The following is a 15,904-nucleotide window of genomic DNA, read 5'->3' as shown; positions in this document are numbered from 1 at the left end:
CCGTCACGCGGCTGCCCGGGTGCGGTAGGCGAGCTGGGGGAAGGCGTCTTCCCATACGGCGCGCACGGTGCGACCGACGAGGGTGCGCAGCACCGGCCACAGCTGAAGGAGCAGGTCCCGGTCGAGATACCGGGGCAGGTCATCACGCAGGCCCTCGTGCAGGACGGTGCGGTACAGGCCCATGCGCTGACGAGGCTTGCTCATGTCGTACGAGGTCATCCCGGACCAGACCATGTGCAGCGAGAACTCCACGATCCCCTGGGTCGGGCCGTGCAACTCGTCCAGCGACTCCGGCAGACGCCGCCGGAATGACGCGGGGTACGTTCCTGCAGGGGCGGGTGTGGACGCACGACGAGTGGCCGGTGACGCTGTTCAACCAGTCGATGGGCTAGTTGCGCCGCCACCGGGTGCTGCTGCCCGGGGTATCGGTGCTTGCCCGGAGGTGCCGGAGGTGCCGGTGGCGCGGAAGGTCGCGGAGAAGCGGCTGCACGCCACGGTCGCGGGGCCGCGCGGCGTGCGGTCCCGGCGTTGCCCGGCGACTTGGTGGTGACGCTCAAGATGCCGGGGGCTCGCGGTTCTCGGAGCTGGAGCGTTGCACCGGCCGCCGACGCCGGTGACGGGCACCGCGTTTGCCCGCGCGCTGGAGCGCGCGGATGAGATCAGTGCGTATCGGCTCGGCCGGCTGAAGCTGTCTCAGTTCCCACCTGACCGCAACGGCGGCGCAGCCCCGGTACGGCGGAACGACGAGTCGGCCGCCGACCGACGGGGCGCGCCAGGGGCTGCGTGGCCTGGGGCCTCGAAGCCGACCGCCCGCACAGCAGTGGTGTGGGCGGTCGGATCCCGGGCTGTCAGGCGGTGACCCTGCCGAAGAGGTGGTTGGCAGGAGCATCCGGGTCGTTGCCGTAGAAGAACTCGGCGAGGGCCTGATGGAATTCGGCGCGGTCCAGCCCACCGGAGCCGTCCCTGTCCAGAGCGGCGAAGACCGTGGCGCAGTCCTCCCCGGGCACACCGGCGACCGAGTCGAACATCTGCTGGAACTCGGCTTGGTCGATCTTGCCGTCCGCGTTGAGGTCGACGAGGTCGAAGAAGCAGTTGGAGACCGGAGCGATTTGCTGCGGATAGAGGGCGGGGTCGGTCAGGACGCTCCTGAAGCCTTCGGTCATCTCCCGCAGATCGACCTTCCCGTCACCGTCCTGGTCCATCGGGGCGATCACGTTCGTCCAGAACCCGTCCATTCCCTCGATGAGTCGCCGGGCGGTCGCGGAGTCCGGCGCGGTGTCTCGGGCGGCAATGTAGCGCTCGCTCATCGCGCGGACGTCTTGCTGAGTGATGAACCCGTCGCCGTCGACGTCGGCGCCCCTGAACCACTGGCCGTACTTGAGGTCTTGAAGTGCAGTCACGACTGCGCACAGTATTCATCTGATTACGCACATGCAAAACGAGGGGTGGCGTCTCTGGCAGCCGGGGCGGCCCGCTGCGCGCTTGACGACGGCGAACTCGAAGGACACGCCCGAAGAGGCAGGCAGCCTGCGTGTCAGTGTTCGAGGTGTGGTGGTGTGAAGGCGAGCACGTCCGGAAGGGGGCCGTCGTACCGTTCGACGGCGACGAGCGCACTGTGGGCGCTCGGTCCCTGGGACAGGCGGGAGCACCCTCGGTCGGCCGTGAGGGTGTTCGGATTGCCGTGGCGGTCCAAGGTACCGCTCTGGCCTGGCTGGGCCGGGTCCCACCATGCTCCGGTGGACAGTTGGATGACGCCTGGCATGACGTCGTCCGACAGGACTGCGCCCGCCAGGCAGCTGCCGCGGTCGTTGTGGACGCGTACGATCATGCCGTTCTCGATGCCGCGGGACGCGGCGTCCAGCGGGTTGATCGTCACGGGCTCACGGCCGTGGATCTTCGACTTGAGGCTGTGGCCGCCGTTGTCGTACTGGCTGTGCAGGCGTGAGGCGGGCTGATTCGAGATCAGGTGCAGCGGGAATCGGTCCGACAGGCCGGCACGGAGCCACTCCACTGGTTCGAACCACGCCGGATGCCCGGTGCAGTCGTCGTAGCCGAACGAGTCGATCTCCTCGGAGAAGATCTCGATCCGGCCCGACGGGGTCGTCAGGGGGAAACGCTGCGGATCCGCGCGGAGCGCCTCGAAGCTGCCGGGGAACGGGCCGCTCAGCGCCGGCAGTTCAGCCGTGGAGCTTCGCCAGAAGTCGTCGAAGCTCGGCAAGGCCCCGTCGTCGCCGAGGTCGGCCCTCGTCTGCTCGTAGAGGTGCCGGACCCATTCGATCTCGGAGCGTGACTGCGTGAACTCGCGCTCGTATCCGAGCCGGGAGGCCAGGGAGGCGAAGATGTGGTGGTCGGTGCGTGACTCGCCCGCCGGCTCACGGACTTTCGGCATCGCGACGAGGTGGGGGTCGGAGAATCCGGCGGCGAAGTCGTCGCGTTCCAGGCTGGTGGCGACGGGAAGGACGATGTCGGCGAACTTGGCCGTGGTGTTCCACCAGGCTTCGTGAACCACCACCGTGTCAGGGGTCTGCCAGGCGCGGGTCAAGCGGTGGAGATCTTGGTGGTGGTGGAACGGGTTCCCTCCGCACCAGTAGATCAGGCGGAGCTCGGGCAAGGTCAGGCGCCGGCCGTCGTAGTCGATGGTCTTGCCCGGATGCAGCAGGGTGTCGGCGATCCGTGCGACAGGGATGAAATCCGCGACAGGGTTGGGAACCCGGGGAATCGACGCAACGGAGGGCCGGCCGGGGGCGACGCCGGTCGCGTCCATGGTCGCGTAGCCCGCGCCCCAGCCGCAGCCGGGCCGCCCCATCGAGCCCGCCATGGCAGCCAGCACGACCGACATCCAGATCGGCTGTTCGCCGTGGTCCGCCCGTTGAATCGCGTAGTTGACCATGATGAGCGAACGTTGCGTGGACAGGCGGCGAGCCAGTTCGGTGATCGTGTCCCGGCTCATGCCCGTGATCCCCGCCGCCCAGGCGGCATCCTTGGCAACGCCATCGGATTCGCCGGTCAAGTAGGAGGCGAAGCGGTCGAACCCGACGCAGCAACGGCGAAGGAAGTCCTCGTCGTGCCAGCCGTTGACCAGCATGGTGTGTGCGATGCCGAGCATCGCGGCGGTGTCCGTGTTGGGGATGACGGGCAGCCATTCGGCGTCGAGGAAGCCGGCGGTGTCGCTGCGGACAGGGCTGATGTTCACGAACCGCACCCCGGCGGCACGGCACTTTCGCTGAAGGTCCTGCGTCTGGTGTCTGGCCAGTCCGCCGGGGTTGATCTGGCTGTTCTTGAGGGCCAGCCCTCCGAACGCCACCACAAGCTCACAGTTGTCGGCGATCTCGTCCCACATCGGCATCCGTGACTGGTAGCTCCACGGAGCTCCGCCGATCACATGGGGGAGGACGACCTCCAAAGCCGCGGTGCTGTACGTGTTGCGAGAGTCGGTGTATCCCCCGCCCAACGCCAGGAACCGGTGGAGTTGCGCCTGCGCGTTGTGGAACGCGCCCGCACTCGCCCAGCCGTAGGAGCCGCCGAACACGGCGCTGTCTCCGTGCTGTGAACGCACTCGGCGCAGTTCCTCGCTCACCAGGGTGATCGCGTCGTCCCAGCTCACCTCCACGAAGGCGTCCGCGCCCCTGGCCGTGTCGTGGGCGCGCGGCAGGCCGTTCAGCCAGCCCTTGCGCACCGCGGGGCGCAACACGCGGGCGCTGTCGTCGGCGGCTGTCACCATTCCGGGGCCGATGGGCGACGGCGCGGGGTCATCGCCCCTCGGCTCGATGCGCACCAGCCGACCGGAATCAACCACCGCGACAAAACTGCCCCAGTGCGTCGCAACCGACATGCGTCGTTCCACGATGCATCAACTCCGTCTCTGAAGTTCCCCGGCTCTAGGACAGCGGCCACTTATGTCACGGTGGCTCCACGTCAGTTGACGGGCCGCAGGACACAGACTCCCCCTGCGGCCCGCTGCCCAACCGTGCACGTGCACGCCCCTTCCAACGGCCGCACAGAAGCGCCGTCCGCGTCGACGAGTCGGCAGTGTGAATCCGATGCCTGTGGCAAGTACGGTTCTGGCTCTCGCGACGACGAGAGCTGGCTTGATCACTCGGTCAACTGGATAAAGGACGGGCTGCCGGCGGCGATCACGTCCGCGCCGTATTCAGTGAGCGAGGACGACCGACGCCGCATCGAACAGTGGACGGAATCCGGCCTCGTGGCTGCGTTCGGCGGACCGGGTTGGTACGGGTTCGGCACAACACAGATCGTCATGTGGCATCCCAAGCGCCTTACTTCCGTCTACCTGGCAGAAGATGCCGATCGGCTCTTGCGCCACAGCAAGTAGCCGCAGCGAATTACCCTCCCGGGCGTTGTCCAATCCATCCGCGGGGGTGCGGGGCGGACCGATGGTCACGACGACTGGGTGAGCCGAAGCAGACGGCGATCCGTATCGGCAACGTCATGACGATTGCGTCCGTCAGCCCTGGCCTTGTTGGCGCTCATCTGGGAAGGCCGTCGACAAAGCTCACCACGTGGCTTGAGAGCGCTGTCCTTGGGCTATCGCATGCCTTCGGCACACGCGGAGACCGCTTTCGGCAAGCCGGCGAAGTCGGTCTTGAGCGGGCTGAGGCGCTCGATGAGGCTGGACAGCCTGATGGACCTTTGGGTCGGGCAGCGTTCGTCCAGAACACGGGTGGGCAGGACATAGAAGGTCCACTGGTCGAGGTCCAGGGGATCGAGGGTCTGCTTGTCCTGGTGGTGCAGCAGGCAGAAGACGTAGACGTCCGAGCGGCGCATGACCTCGGCTGAGGTGACGCCGGTCTGGGCGTCCCAGCCGGAAGCCGGCGCGATGCTGAACTCGATCTTCGACGGCCGGGGCTGTGCCCACGACTGCAGGTAGGCCGCCGACTTCACCTCCACGCGCCACTTCTCGGGTGTACGGATGTCTACGGTGTCCCATTCGGTGCGGGTGCCGATCGCGGCGCCCAGTGCCGTGGCCACGAGGTACTCGGCCAGGACGCCGCGCATGGTGTTGTTGGCCAGGTCGGAGCAGGCCCAGCTCCAGAGGTCGCCGAGTCTGCCCACCGTTTCGCCGCCCGCCCGTATCGGCTCACTGCTGCTGCGGCGTGTGATGGCCATCGGACCAAACTCGGCAGTCATGGGGTGTCCTTCAGACGACGACGTGGGGCGATGCTGATCCTGACAGCAGGCACTGACACGGGAGTTGGGCTCCCCGGCTCACGCGTGTCACGTGGGCTGCGACGGTTGTAGGGGCCGCCGGACGAAGACAATGACGGGCCTGACCAAGGATCGGTCGGGCCCGTCAGGCATTTACTGGAAACTGTCGGGGCTCCCTCAATGGATTTCGCCGACGGTTGCGTCAGGCGAAGGCGAGAGTGCGGAAGGCGTTGCGGTTGAAGGGGCCCGCATGGCCTTCCCGCCGAGGAGCAGCGGACGTGTGGAGCTGAGAGCGATGACATCTGTCAGGAACGGCGTGTGCAGTTCCGGCATGTCCGTCACGCCGCTGCCCGGGTGCGGGAGGCGGGCCTGGAGGCAGGCGTCCTCCCGTACGGTGTGAACGGCGCGGCCGACGAGTGTGCGTAGCACCGGACACAGCTGGAGAAGCAAGTGCAGCGGCAGCTCCACGATCCCCTGGGTCGGGCCCTGCAACTCGTCCAGCGACTCGGGCAGACGCCGCCGGAACCTCTCCCGACATAGCGCGAGGTTCTCGGTACCCGCGCCAGAGAGGTCCATCGGCGCGGGTGCGGCGCACGGGTCGTGATGTGCGACCTCGCGCCCAGAGGGAGCAGGGCTGGCTCGCCAGTGAGCTGGTTGTCGTGGCCGTTCCGCTCCGTACCAAAGGCACAGGTAGCAGACTGTGACGCTCGTGTGACGCGCTGGGCGTCCGCAATCAAGACAGAGAGTCGTAGACACGGCTCTGACCTGGTCTTTTCCGCGGCACATTCAGACCGACGACTTTCCTATGACGCATCACGTGGAGTGCGTGGCGATTCTGGAGCCTGCAGTAAAGGGCGCCTGACCTGCTGTTCTTCTGGTTTCCCAGGTTGCGTGCGGGTCGTGCCGACATGTGTGCAGGTCCACCGCGTGGAGTGCCGCAGGTTCCTGCCACGTGTCTCACCTGCGGTTTCGCAGCGGGGCGCGGGTCGAGAGCGCTTTGCCTCAACTCCGTGCGGGCCGGGTGCGGCACATGCCTTGACGCTCGTTCGACGCTGACTCTGACGGAGCGTGACGCGGTTGTCCCGGGTGGGACAGCGCGGGTCAATCGCCGGCTGGCACGTCCTGTCGGGGGAAGGCGACGCGCACCCGCACTCCGGGACGGCGGCAGTCGTGTGCGACCTGGTGTCCGAAGCGAGCGAGGGCGGATCCCCGGGGTGAGCTGGTTGCCGCAGTGTGCTCAGCCCTGAGCAGGACGGACTCTCGGCCACGGTGGTCGCCCTCGCCGCCTCGGCGGGCGCCGATGCACCGCGGCGAGCATTCCGATCGCGAGGTCGCCGCCACCACGGCGGCGACCTGGGACCGTGTCAACGATGTCCTTGCGGAGGGGCGGGAGAAGCCGCACCGTGGGCTGTCACGGCTTCACCCCTTCGTTGGTGGCAGGCTCCCTCAGGTACGGGTCCAGCGTTGGTTGTTGCCGTTCGAGCAGGAGTAGAGCTGGATCAGGGTGCCGTTGGCGGTGCCGCCTGAGACGGCGTCGAGGCAGAGGCCGGACTGGACGCCGACGATGGATCCGTCGGAGTTGAGGCGCCATTTCTGGTTGTCGCCGCCCCAGCAGCTGTAGATCTGGACTTTGGAACCGTTGCCTGTGCCGGCGGCGTCGAGGCATTTGTTGCCGTAGACCTTGAGCTCGCCGGCGTCGGTGTACGTCCACTGCTGGTTGCTGCCGCTGTGGCAGTCCCACAGCTGGAGCTGTGTGCCGTCGGTGGTGCCGGCTCCGGGCACGTCCAGGCAGCGGCCCGAACCGACGCCCTTGATCTGTCCGCCATCCGCAGGGGGTGTCGTGGAGCCGCCGCCGTTGAGTGCGTTGAGGACGGCGGTGTAGGCAGGCTTCTTGCTGCCGTCGCCGTTGAACAGCAGCGGCGTGTCCCCCGATCGCCAGGAGTCGGTGTCGCGCACACCCCAGACGGTGATGCCGAGGCAGCGCGAGACGGCCAGGCAGTCGTTGGTCACGTTGGCGTAGGTCGAGGCCGAGGCGCCCTGTATGTCGAGTTCGGTGATGGCCACGTCGACGCCGAGGGCGGCGAAATTCTGCAGGGTGGTGCGGAAGTTGCTGTCGTAGGGGCTGCCGCTGTTGAAGTGCGACTGGAATCCGACGCAGTCGATCGGCACGCCGCGCTGCTTGAAGTCCCGGACCATGGCGTACACGGCCTGGGTCTTGGCCCAGGTCCAGTTCTCGATGTTGTAGTCGTTGTAGCAGAGCTTGGCCGCCGGGTCGGCGGCGCGCGCGGTGCGGAAGGCGACCTCGATCCAGTCGTTGCCGGTGCGTTGCAGGTTGGAGTCCCGCCGACCTCCCGAATTGCCGTCGGCGAAAGCCTCGTTCACGACGTCCCACTGGGCGATCTTGCCCTTGTAGTGGCCCATGACGCCGTTGATGTGGTCGATCATCGCTTGGCGCAGTGAGCTGCCGCTGAGGCTCTGCATCCAGCCGGGCTGCTGGGCGTACCAGGCCAGTGTGTGGCCACGCACCCGCTTGCCGTTCTGCACCGCCCAGTTGTAGACGCGGTCGCCGGCGCTGAAGTCGAACTGGCCCCGCTGTGGTTCGGTGGCGTCGATCTTCATCTCGTTCTCGGCAGTCACCATGTTGAACTCACGGTTTGCGATCGTCGTGTACGCCGAGTCGCCCAGCCTGCCGGAGGCTATGGCGGTGCCGAAGTAGCGGCCGCTCTGAGCCGCCGCGGCGCCAAGCGTGTTCTCGGCAGCGTGTGCGGTCGGCGGTGCGGCCAGTGCGGTGACCGCACCGAGGACGCCGACGACCAGCGCCAGCAGCAGGGTGCGGATCTTCCGACGGGTAACGGATCTGGGAAGGGCGTACGAGCCCATGACGGTGCCTCCGAGGTAGAGATCACTGATCGACTGAAGCGCAGGGGATTGCGTCGTCCGGCCCCGTCCGGCGGACGGGGCCGGGCAGGTCGGAGCCCGGGCAGGACGGAATCACCGGACACCGCAGTCATGGGGACCGGGATGACGCCGACGGCACGGGCGCCGCACCCGGTCGGCCGTCGGGCGACGTACGGCGGGCGGTGGGCGTGTTCCACGTCTCGACATAGGCATGGGGTACTCCAGCGCGGCTCAGCCGGGGGACCGTCACACGGCGTCGTATGCCTCTCCGACTGTCGTATGCCTCTCCGACTGCGGGAAGAGCCAGGATGCGCTGGTGCGAACCTCACCGGAACGGAACGGGGTGGCGCAGGTGATGTGGTGCGCGGGTCTGCCGTGCAGCTGATCGCTGATCTGCCGTGCAGCGTGGATTGCCCAGGCCGAGACAGCCCGGAATCTCGAACCAGGCCCGGTTTCTCAGACAGGGATGATTGAGGCGTGACCATGGATCGTCAATACTTCCGGCCGAAGAAATTTCCGATTGTCGGACGAAACTTTCGGTCATCCGGTAAGCGGGCGGCGGCCCCTGGTGCTCGCGTCGGCGTCGTGTGATTTTCGCTGTCAGGGACGTTGTAGGCGGGCCCGACCGAGTGTCTGCGCCGTCCACGCAACGCTCCCCTCCGGGGTCAAGTCGCTTACGAGCCAGCCACTTGACGGTGTGGCGTGCGCTGGTCGGCGCGTGGTGGTGCGAATGTTTCGGCATTTTAGGCGATGCATGCGAGAGGTATTGACGGCGTTCACCGGTTCTCTATCATCAGGTTGCTCGATAGCTCGACCTCTGTTCGATATCACGAACGCTTCGGGCCGCTCCATCGCACAGTAGGGCCATGCCGGGCAGCACCGCCTGAAGTCGGAATCGCGAGGGCCATGCCGCATGTGTGCGTAACGGATGTGTACGTCGCAGTTGCATATGTCATGGACTCATCCACTTCCCCGGTCCGCCGTGGTGCTCGCGGACTGCTGCACACCGCACAACGCCGACAGCCCGGCCGGCCTCTGACGAGGCCAACCGGAACCGCCTACTCAGGGTCTAGGGAGTATCCATGCGCAGAGGAAGTTCCAGCCGCAGGCATCCGTCAGTGGTGCTCGCCGCCGTGGTTGCGGCCCTGGCCGCGTTGGCGGCGATGCTCGTCGCCGCCCCGGCTCAGGCGGCTTCCAGCGGCGCCTTGCGTGGTGTTGGTTCCGGCCGGTGTCTCGATGTGCCGGGCGCCAGCCAGACTGACGGCACGTATCTGCAGATCTATGACTGCTGGGGCGGGACCAACCAGCAATGGACGTTGACGGACAGCAACCAGCTCACCGTGTACGGCAACAAGTGCCTGGATGTTCCGGGCGACGCCACCACGGCCGGTACCCGGGTGCAGATCTGGACCTGCTCCGGCGGTGCGAACCAGCAGTGGCGGGTGAACTCCGACGGCACGGTCGTCGGCGTGGAGTCCGGGCTGTGCCTGGAGGCTACAGGCTCCGGTACCGCCAACGGCACAGCGGCGCAGATCTGGACGTGCAACGGGGGCAGCAACCAGAAGTGGACCGGCCTGTCCGGGACGACCCCGCCGGGGGACGGCACGTGTTCTCTGCCGTCGACGTACCGGTGGACGTCGACGGGTGCGCTGGCGCAGCCGGCGAACGGGTGGGTCTCGCTGAAGGACTTCACCAACGTCACGTACAACGGCAAGCACCTGGTCTACGCGTCGAACGTGTCGGGGTCGTCGTACGGCTCGATGATGTTCAAGCCCTTCACGAACTGGTCGGACATGGCGTCGGCCGGCCAGACCGGGATGAGCCAGTCCGCGGTGGCGCCCACGCTGTTCTACTTCGCGCCCAAGAACATCTGGGTGCTGGCGTACCAGTGGGGTGCGTGGCCCTTCATCTACCGCACGTCGAGCGACCCCACCAACCCCAACGGCTGGTCCGCGCCGCAGCCGCTGTTCACCGGCAGCGTCCCGGGCTCCGCCCCGATCGACCAGACCCTGATCGCCGACGGCCAGAACATGTACCTGTTCTTCGCCGGCGACAACGGCAAGATCTACCGGGCGAGCATGCCGATCGGGAACTTCCCGGGCAACTTCGGCTCGTCGTACACGACGGTCATGAGCGACACCGAGAAGAACCTGTTCGAGGCGCCGCAGGTCTACAAGGTCCAGGGCCAGAACCAGTACCTCATGATCGTTGAGGCCAGGGGTGCGAGTGAGCAGCGCTACTTCCGCTCCTTCACGGCCTCCAGCCTGAGCGGTTCGTGGACCCCGCAGGCCGCAAGCGAGAGCAACCCCTTCGCGGGCAAGGCCAACAGCGGTGCCACCTGGACCAACGACATCAGCCACGGTGACCTGGTCCGCAACAACCCCGACCAGACCATGACCATCGACCCCTGCAACCTGCAGTTCCTCTACCAGGGCAAGTCCCCCTCCGCGAGCGGCCCCTACGACCAACTGCCCTGGCGGCCGGGTGTCCTCACCCTGCAGCGCTGAACTGGCCCGTGTACCTCGCCGACGGCCGGCCTCGCCCAGATCGGGCCGGCCGTCGCGATGTGGCTTTCCGCCGTCCAGCACACCGGATCCGACACCCGGGGCGGCGGCAGTTCGTCCAGCCTCCCGGCACTGTCCCTCCAGGGGCAGGCCACGCTGCCCAACCGGGTGGACGGTCTGGAGGAACCGCAGAACGTCCCGCCCGTCAACCGGTACCGGCTGCTCTCGCTCACCACGGAGACCGGCGACAACAGGAGGCCCGCTTCACCGACACCGACCGGACAGACGCCCGGCAGAAGAAGGCTGACGGCAGCCGGCGCACTTCCGAGACCACGACGAAGTTCGATTTTGAGAGCACTACGGGGACGGTGGCTGTGCCTCGTTCGGTGCAGGCCGGCACGGCGGCAGATTGTCTCGACGTTCGGATGACGCGCACCCTGACGGCCTGTCAGAGCAGTGTCGACCACGCTCGGTCCGGTGGGCCGCCCGTCGCGTTCCGGCATTACGTGCCGGGGGTACGGCGGTGGGGTCGGCGAGGATCCGTTCGCGTCCGGCGGTGAGGGCGGCGTCGGGGCCGAGGGTGCCGGGGATGACTGGAGAGCCCATGCGGTCCACCACCCTGACGAGCGTGGCCGGGGGTTCGCGGCCCGTCCGGCGGCCACGGCGACTGCGAGCGTCCAGTGCCCGGCTGTCGCGCATGGCGATCGATAACCGGGCAACACGCCAGGTGTGACACGCGTTGGAATCGTTCTCCTGACTCTGGTGGCCGCTCTCGGGGCTTCGGCCGCGGCGCTCGGGATCTCGCCCGACTGGTGGTTCGCGGCCGTTCCGCTCATGTTCACGGGGGTGCTGGGCGCCTGGGACCTGGTGCAGCGGCGGCACTCGGTGCTGCGCAACTATCCCGTCCTCGGCCATGCCCGCTACCTCCTGGAGCGCGTACGCCCGGAGCTGCAGCAGTACTTCATCGAACGGAACTACGACGGGCGCCCCTTCGACCGGGATGTGCGCAGCATCGTCTACGAGCGCGCCAAAGGCACCGCCGCGGAGGAGCCGTACGGCACCGAGCGGGACGTGTACCAGCCCGGTTACGAGTTCCTGGTCCCGTCGATGGCGCCGTGCCCGGTGCCGAAGGACCCGCCGCGCGTGAGGATCGGCGGACCGGACTGCAGCCGTCCGTACGACATGGCACTGCTGAACGTCTCGGCGATGAGCTTCGGCTCGCTCTCCGCCAACGCGGTCCTCGCGCTCAACGGGGGTGCCGCGGCCGGGGGTTTCGCCCAGGACACCGGTGAGGGCGGGCTGTCCGAGTATCACCTCCGTCCGGGAGGCGACCTCGTGTGGGAGATCGGCACAGGGTACTTCGGCTGTCGTACCGAGAAAGGCGATTTCGACGCGGCCGAGTTCGCCGACAAGGCCGCACACGATCACGTCCGGTGTGTGTCCCTGAAACTGTCGCAGGGCGCGAAGCCCGGCATCGGCGGTGTTCTGCCGGGAGCCAAGGTGAACGCCGAGATCGCCAGGGTCCGCGACGTGCCCGAGGGGCGGACGGTCGTCTCCCCGCCGTACCACCGGGTGTTCTCCACCCCGCGCGAACTCGTGCGCTTCGTTGCTCGCATGCGCGAGTTGTCCGGTGGCAAGCCTGCCGGGTTCAAGCTGTGTGTGGGCTCCCGCCGGCAGTTCCTGGCCGTGTGCAAGGCCATGCTGGAGGAGGGCACTGCGCCTGATTTCATCGTGGTGGATGGCGCCGAGGGCGGGACCGGTGCGGCGCCGCTGGAGTTCGCGGACCATGTGGGCACCCCGCTCACCGAGGGCTTGCACACCGTTCACAACGCCCTCGTGGGCACGGGCCTGCGCGACCGCATCAAGATCGGGGCGAGCGGCAAGATCGCCACCGGGACCGACCTGGTCAAACGCATGGTGCAGGGTGCCGACTACGGCAACGCCGCGCGGGCGATGATGTTCGCCGTCGGGTGCATCCAAGCGCAGCGGTGCCACACGAACACCTGCCCCACTGGCGTCACCACCCAGGATCCCCGCCGAGCCCGGGCCCTCCACGTCCCCGACAAAACGGCACGCGTCCAGCGCTTCCAGCAAGCGACCGTGGCCAGCGCCTTGCAGATCATGGCGTCCATGGGCGTCACCGACCCCGCCCAACTGCGTCCGCACATGCTCCGCCGGCGCGTCGACCCCTGCACCGAACGCTCCTACGAGGAGCTGTACGAGTGGCTTGCGCCAGGGCAGTTGCTCGCCGAGCCGCCCGCCTCCTGGGCGGCCGACTGGCAGGCCGCCGACCCCGACCGATTCACCGTGTGACCTGGAGGACTACGTGACCCGTACTGTTGCCCGCGTCATCGTGGACGCGTTGAGCGAACTCGGCGTGCGCCAGGTGTTCGGCGTCGTGGGAGACGCGCTCAATCCCCTGACCGACGCCATCCGCACCACCGAGGGCCTGGAATGGGTGGGCTGTCGGCACGAGGAGGCGGCGGCCTTCGCCGCGAGCGCCCAGTCGCAGCTCACCGGCACCCTCGGCGTGTGCATGGGCACCGTCGGACCCGGTTCCGTCCACCTCCTCAACGGGCTGTACGACGCGGCCAAGAGCCACGCACCGGTCCTGGCCATCGCCGGCCAGGTGCCGCTCGCCGAACTCGGCAGCGACTACTTCCAGGAGGTGGACAACGACGCCCTCTTCAGGGATGTGGCCGTGTTCCGCGCGACCATCACCTCTCCCGACCAGCTTCCGCAGATGCTGGAGACGGCGGTGCGTCACGCACTGGGCCGCAGGGGCGTCGCCGTTCTCACGGTGCCGGGTGACCTGGGCGAGCGGGAACTGACCGCCGATCGGCCGGCCCGGTTCTCCCTGAACGCCCCGGTGAGTCGGCCCGACGGGTCGGCCGTCCGCCGCGCCGCGGAACTCCTCGACCGCTCCGAACGGGTCACCCTGCTCGTCGGTGAGGGCGCCCGCGCCGCTCGCGAGGACGTCCTCACCCTCGCCGACCGCCTGGCCGCACCGATGGTGCTCACCCTGAAGGCCAAGGCGGGCTTCGAAGGCGACGACAACCCCTTCCAGGTCGGCCAGACGGGGCTGATCGGCAACCCCGCCGCCGCCGCGGCCCTCCAGGACGCGGACACCCTGCTGCTGCTCGGCACGGACTTCCCCTACCGGGACTGGTATCCCGAGGGCCGGACCGTGATCCAGGTGGACACCGAGGCCACCCATATCGGACGCCGGGTACCGGTCGACGTCGGGCTCGTGGGAGACACCGGAGCCACCGTTCGCGACCTCCTGGACGACCTCGCCGCCGCGCCCGCCGCGCCCGCCGCGCCCGCCGCGCCCGCCGCGCCCGCCGCGCCCGCCGCGCCCGCCGGGTTCGAGGGCGCACGTGACCGCTCGCACCTGGAGAAGGCGCGTGAACGCTTCGACCAGTGGCGCACCGGTCAGGCCCGGCTCGCCGATCCGTCGCACGACAAGGGCGTGGTGGGCCGTATCCGCTCCGCGCTGGACAACCGCGCCCAGGACATCCGCCCCGAGGCGCTGGCCGCGGCCGTGGACCGGATCGCGGCCGATGACGCCGTCTTCACCTCTGACACAGGCATGGCCACCGTGTGGCTCTCGCGCTTCGTCGAGATGCGCGGCGAGCGGCGCCTCATCGGCTCCTACAACCTCGGCTCGATGGCCAACGCCATGCCCCAGGCCCTGGGCGCCCAATGCCTGGACCGCGAGCGCCAGGTCGTGGCCCTCTGCGGCGACGGCGGACTGAGCATGCTCCTCGGCGACCTCATGACCCTGAAGACGTACCGCCTTCCCGTCAAGCTCGTCGTCTTCGACAACCGCCGGCTGGGCATGGTGAAACTCGAACAGGAACAGTCCGGGCTGCCCGAGTTCGGCACCGTGCTCGACAACCCCGACTTCGCCGCCGTAGCCGAAGCCATGGGCATCACCGGCATCCGTGTGACCGACCCGGCCGACGTGGAGGGCGCCGTGCGACGTGCCTTGGGCAGTCCGGGCCCGGTCCTGCTGGACGTCCTCACCAACCCCGACGAGATCGCCGTCCCGGCCAAGCCGACCGTCGAGCAGGGCTGGGGTTTCGCGGTCGCCAAGGTGAAGGAGATCGTACGCAGCCATGGAGAGTCCGGTGGGGACTGAGAACAGTTCGAGGAATGCCGATCGCCGGACGGGGTAGGCGCGTGCCTGCCGGACGATGGACCGGCGCGGACGAGACTGATCGACTGGGAGGGCGCCATGATGCCGACGACGACCGTGCTGACCGCCGAGCAGATGGTGGATGTGCCGGAGATCACGGATCCTTCCAAGGTCGCGCCGAAGGACGCGCGGGAGCTGTCGAAGCCGTTCTTCGACCGGCTGGCCGTCCTGGAGGAGGGAACGCCCGAGTACCAGTACGCGCGCAACACGCTGATCGAGATGAACATGTCGCTGGTCCGGTTCGCGGCCGGCCGGTTCCGCAGCCGCGGGCCGGAGGAGATGGAGGACATCGTCCAGGTCGGCATGATCGGACTCATCAAGGCGATCGACCGCTTCGAGCTGACCCGCGAGGTCGAGTTCACCTCCTTCGCCGTGCCGTACATCGTCGGCGAGATCAAGCGGTTCTTCCGCGATACCTCGTGGGCCGTACATGTCCCGCGCCGGCTCCAGGAAGCCCGCGTCCAACTCGCCCGCGCCAACGAGGAACTGCGCAGCCGACTGGGACGGACACCGACCACCAAAGAGCTTTCCGAGCTGATGAGCCTTCCGGAGGACGAGGTCGTCGAGGCCCAACTGGCCTCCAACGGCTACAAGTCCGCCTCTCTGGACGCGGCGATCAACGGCAGCGAGGACGGCGAGGCCGCGCTGGCGGACTTCATCGGCGACGAGGACGCCGCCCTCGGCCTGATCGAGGACTTCCACGCCCTTGCCCCGATGATCGCCGAACTCGACGAACGCGACCGCAAGATCATCCACTGGCGGTTCGTGGAGGAACTCACCCAGGCCCAGATCGGTGAACGTCTCGGTGTCTCCCAGATGCACGTCTCCCGGCTGATCTCCCGTCTCCTGGCCCGCCTGCGTGAAGGCATGCTCGACGCCGTCTGACGGTCAAGGACCCGGCAGCCGGACGGCAGCGGGGTGTCCTGCCGAGCGGGGGAGATGTGGGGTGTAGTGCCTCACTTTTGCGAGGTCCTGCGGATCGGGCGGGGCCCCGCGGCCGCGTGGTGCGGTTCGGCCCTCGGCGAGCCGTGGGAAGGGGGCGGCCCCGGGGCCCGCCCGCGCGGCCCCCAGAGACCGGCCGGCCCACCCGAGCCCCCGGGCGGGGGGTCGGGGGCCGCCACCGCGCGGGGCGGGC

General features: G+C 68.3%; 10 protein-coding genes and 1 pseudogene. 6 read left to right on the top strand and 5 right to left on the bottom strand.

Annotated features, from left to right (window positions below; genetic code table 11):
- Window positions 1–3 precede the first annotated feature (3 nt).
- Window positions 4–297: a transcriptional regulator gene (locus AB0472_RS24635; RefSeq protein ID WP_366359264.1), complete on the bottom strand. Its 294-nt coding sequence runs from the start codon at window positions 295–297 to the stop codon at window positions 4–6.
- A gap of 23 nt (window positions 298–320) precedes the next feature.
- Between AB0472_RS24635 and AB0472_RS24630 the strand changes: the two are divergent.
- Window positions 321–712, top strand: a pseudogene (locus AB0472_RS24630) (Tn3 family transposase); the annotation flags it as partial.
- Between the two features lie 136 nt (window positions 713–848).
- Here the strand turns inward: AB0472_RS24630 and AB0472_RS24625 are convergent.
- Window positions 849–1,400, bottom strand: coding sequence for an EF-hand domain-containing protein (locus tag AB0472_RS24625; protein ID WP_366359004.1), 552 nt, complete (start codon window positions 1,398–1,400; stop codon window positions 849–851).
- 134 nt (window positions 1,401–1,534) lie between these two features.
- A complete protein-coding gene (locus AB0472_RS24620) occupies window positions 1,535–3,832 on the bottom strand; it encodes a molybdopterin-dependent oxidoreductase (RefSeq protein ID WP_366359002.1) in 2,298 nt (765 codons plus the stop codon).
- Between the two features lie 135 nt (window positions 3,833–3,967).
- Here AB0472_RS24620 and AB0472_RS24615 point away from each other — a divergent pair, with 135 nt between their 5' ends.
- Window positions 3,968–4,333 carry a hypothetical protein gene (locus AB0472_RS24615; RefSeq protein ID WP_366359000.1) on the top strand — a complete coding sequence of 122 codons (366 nt, stop codon included), beginning with the start codon at window positions 3,968–3,970 and terminating at the stop codon, window positions 4,331–4,333.
- Between the two features lie 212 nt (window positions 4,334–4,545).
- Here AB0472_RS24615 and AB0472_RS24610 read toward each other — a convergent pair whose 3' ends face one another.
- Both AB0472_RS24610 and AB0472_RS24605 read right to left on the bottom strand, forming a co-directional pair.
- Window positions 4,546–5,148: a hypothetical protein gene (locus AB0472_RS24610; protein WP_366358999.1), complete on the bottom strand. Its 603-nt coding sequence runs from the start codon at window positions 5,146–5,148 to the stop codon at window positions 4,546–4,548.
- Window positions 5,149–6,612: 1,464 nt separating this feature from the next.
- Window positions 6,613–8,046, bottom strand: coding sequence for an endo-1,4-beta-xylanase (locus AB0472_RS24605; protein ID WP_366358997.1), 1,434 nt, complete (start codon window positions 8,044–8,046; stop codon window positions 6,613–6,615).
- A gap of 1,100 nt (window positions 8,047–9,146) precedes the next feature.
- Here AB0472_RS24605 and AB0472_RS24600 point away from each other — a divergent pair.
- The 4 genes from AB0472_RS24600 (at window position 9,147) to AB0472_RS24585 (ending at window position 15,654) form a co-directional block, all read left to right on the top strand.
- A complete protein-coding gene (locus AB0472_RS24600) occupies window positions 9,147–10,571 on the top strand; it encodes a non-reducing end alpha-L-arabinofuranosidase family hydrolase (RefSeq protein ID WP_366358995.1) in 1,425 nt (474 codons plus the stop codon).
- A gap of 726 nt (window positions 10,572–11,297) precedes the next feature.
- Entirely contained in the window at window positions 11,298–12,881 is a 1,584-nt protein-coding gene (locus AB0472_RS24595) for an FMN-binding glutamate synthase family protein (protein ID WP_366358993.1), read from the top strand.
- Window positions 12,882–12,894: 13 nt separating this feature from the next.
- Complete coding sequence (locus AB0472_RS24590) at window positions 12,895–14,712, top strand: thiamine pyrophosphate-dependent enzyme (protein WP_366358991.1); 1,818 nt, start codon at window positions 12,895–12,897, stop codon at window positions 14,710–14,712.
- Between the two features lie 96 nt (window positions 14,713–14,808).
- Window positions 14,809–15,654, top strand: a complete 846-nt coding sequence (locus tag AB0472_RS24585) for an RNA polymerase sigma factor SigF (RefSeq protein ID WP_366358989.1) — start codon at window positions 14,809–14,811, stop codon at window positions 15,652–15,654.
- Window positions 15,655–15,904 lie beyond the last annotated feature (250 nt).

This window comes from Streptomyces sp. NPDC086777, assembly GCF_040702065.1.
GTDB lineage: Bacteria > Actinomycetota > Actinomycetes > Streptomycetales > Streptomycetaceae > Streptomyces.
Note: the sequence above shows the minus strand (reverse complement) of the source record. Positions and strands in the feature narration are given on the sequence as shown.

Coding starts and splice junctions, on each gene's coding strand:
- AB0472_RS24620 (WP_366359002.1), bottom strand. CDS start 3,832: ATGTCGGTTGCGACGCACTGGGGCAGTTTTGTCGCGGTGGTTGATTCC.
- AB0472_RS24610 (WP_366358999.1), bottom strand. CDS start 5,148: ATGACTGCCGAGTTTGGTCCGATGGCCATCACACGCCGCAGCAGCAGT.
- AB0472_RS24605 (WP_366358997.1), bottom strand. CDS start 8,046: ATGGGCTCGTACGCCCTTCCCAGATCCGTTACCCGTCGGAAGATCCGC.
- AB0472_RS24600 (WP_366358995.1), top strand. CDS start 9,147: ATGCGCAGAGGAAGTTCCAGCCGCAGGCATCCGTCAGTGGTGCTCGCC.
- AB0472_RS24585 (WP_366358989.1), top strand. CDS start 14,809: ATGATGCCGACGACGACCGTGCTGACCGCCGAGCAGATGGTGGATGTG.